The 1,998-nt window shown below is 48.8% G+C and carries 2 protein-coding genes; one reads left to right on the top strand and one right to left on the bottom strand.

The window, feature by feature from the left end; translation table 11 throughout:
- Positions 1–230: 230 nt before the first annotated feature.
- Entirely contained in the window at positions 231–1,634 is a 1,404-nt protein-coding gene (locus KDK15_RS06850; RefSeq protein ID WP_257294623.1) for an alpha-amylase family protein, read from the top strand.
- Positions 1,635–1,782: 148 nt separating this feature from the next.
- On the opposite strand, the gene KDK15_RS06845 is transcribed toward KDK15_RS06850, so the two are convergent.
- On the bottom strand, positions 1,783–1,998 hold a 216-nt coding region (locus KDK15_RS06845; RefSeq protein WP_257294622.1), incomplete at its 5' end, for a hypothetical protein.

The following is a 1,998-nucleotide window of genomic DNA, read 5'->3' as shown; positions in this document are numbered from 1 at the left end:
AGCCTTGGATCATAACAACGAATGTTGCGCTCGTTGCGGTTTTAATCAAGAGTTGTTGAAACCTTACAGAGTCACTCAAGAGTATCAGAAACGTTATCAGGAGGTGTTTCATCAAGTAATTGTCTTGTAGAAAATGCTTCCTGTCACATAGGGTTTTTGCTCTATTCAGAGCCTTAGCCTTAAGCCTGTCTCCATTCTTCAACATTCCTCTCGGCCAGATTGGTTTCATCATGTATATATTCATACGTCACATCGCCTGTCTTTTTCTCTCTCTGCTCATTCTTCAAGAGAGTAGCGCCAACGTCATTCTTCATGCTTTCAACTGGAAGTACTCGGAAGTCAGCGAAAAAGCTGATGAGCTAAGTAAGCTGGGCTACCAGATGGTCCTGGTATCCCCTCCACTGAAAAGCACTGGTGAACAATGGTGGGCTCGTTACCAGCCCCAGGACTACCGTGTGATAGAAAACCCTTTGGGTGACACCAATGATTTCAAGCAAATGCTTAATACCCTTAAACAGTATGGTTTGGTCGTATATGCCGACATCGTCCTGAATCACATGGCCAACGAAGCTTATGAACGGGATGATCTTAATTTTCCCGGGCAAAAAATCCTTGCACAATACGCAGCCAGCCCCACAAAGTACTTCTCCCTGCGGCTTTTTGGCGACCTGAGCAAGAACCTCTTCTCTGTCTCGGACTTCAATCCTTCAAACTGCATCAATAACTACAACTCGACTTATGAGGTTCAAAACTGGCGGCTTTGTGGCGCTCCCCCAGATACCGGTCTGCCGGACCTGGTGAACAATGGCTGGGTTGTTGAGCAGCAACAAGAGTATCTTCGCAGTTTGCGTGACATGGGAGTCAAGGGCTTCAGGATTGACGCAGCAAAGCATATGCCTCTTGAACATGTAAACCAGGTCATCACAGCTGACATCAAGCATGACATGCACATTTTTGGAGAGATCATTACCAGTGGTGGGGCGGGTAACTCTGAATATGACAGGTTTCTGAAACCTTACCTGGACGGTACAGGCTTTGCCGCTTACGATTTCCCGCTATTCAGTAGCCTGTATAATGCTTTCAAAATCGGCGGAAGCCTGAATCTTCTTGTTGATCCCCTTGCCTATGGCCAGGCTCTTCAGCCAGAAAGAGCCATTACTTTTGTTACCACGCATGATATTCCGAATAACCAGGGCTTTCGTTACCTGATCATGGACGAAACTGATGAGCAGCTGGCCTATGCCTATATCATGGGACGTGACGGTGGAGTCCCCCTGGTGTTCTCCGATCATAACGAGAGCGGAGACAATCGCTGGGTCGATGCGTACAAGTCCGGCAGCTTAAAAGCCATGCTCGAATTCCACAGGGCCAATCAGGGGCAACCCATGAAAATAATAGGGCATGGTGACTGTTTTCTGCTGTTTAGCCGGGGAGAGTCTGACGCTACCGGGGTGGTTGGTATCAACAAGTGTGAACATGGTCAGGAGTATTGGGTAAACACACAGGAGCATAAATTCTTCTGGCACCAAACTTACTTTGATGTCCTGGAACCTGCTGACACATTCATCGTAAGCAGCCAATTTCACAGGCTCTACATACCGGGGCGCAAGGCTAAAATGTGGATGCGGCAGTGATGATCTAACCTGGGAAACTTTTAATCCCTCAGAGTCTAAGCACCGCGCTTCAACCTGGCTGAGTGCAAACGGTATGAATGGGGTAGCCTGTGCCTCAGCTCAGTCATGAGCTTCAATCGGCAGGCCAGCGTGCCTGCCTTGACTATGTTCAGGACAGATAACAGGAACTTAGCATGTCGGCAACGGGGGCCTCGTCATCATACTCTGGTGGCAGCAGCAAAGAGTCCTTTGCGAGTCTGGAATTGGGCACCATTTGGTAAATAATTTTCCCGTCATGTACACGCGACTTCACTGCATACCCGCGCTCACTGAGCAGACGGGCACCCGGAGAGTCCGGCTGCCGGAGCATCTGCTCCAGTTCAGA

It is taken from the genome of Endozoicomonas sp. YOMI1, assembly GCF_024606345.1.
Taxonomy (GTDB): domain Bacteria; phylum Pseudomonadota; class Gammaproteobacteria; order Pseudomonadales; family Endozoicomonadaceae; genus Endozoicomonas.
The sequence above is the reverse complement of the archived record's forward strand: the minus strand, read 5'-3'. Positions and strand labels throughout refer to the sequence as shown.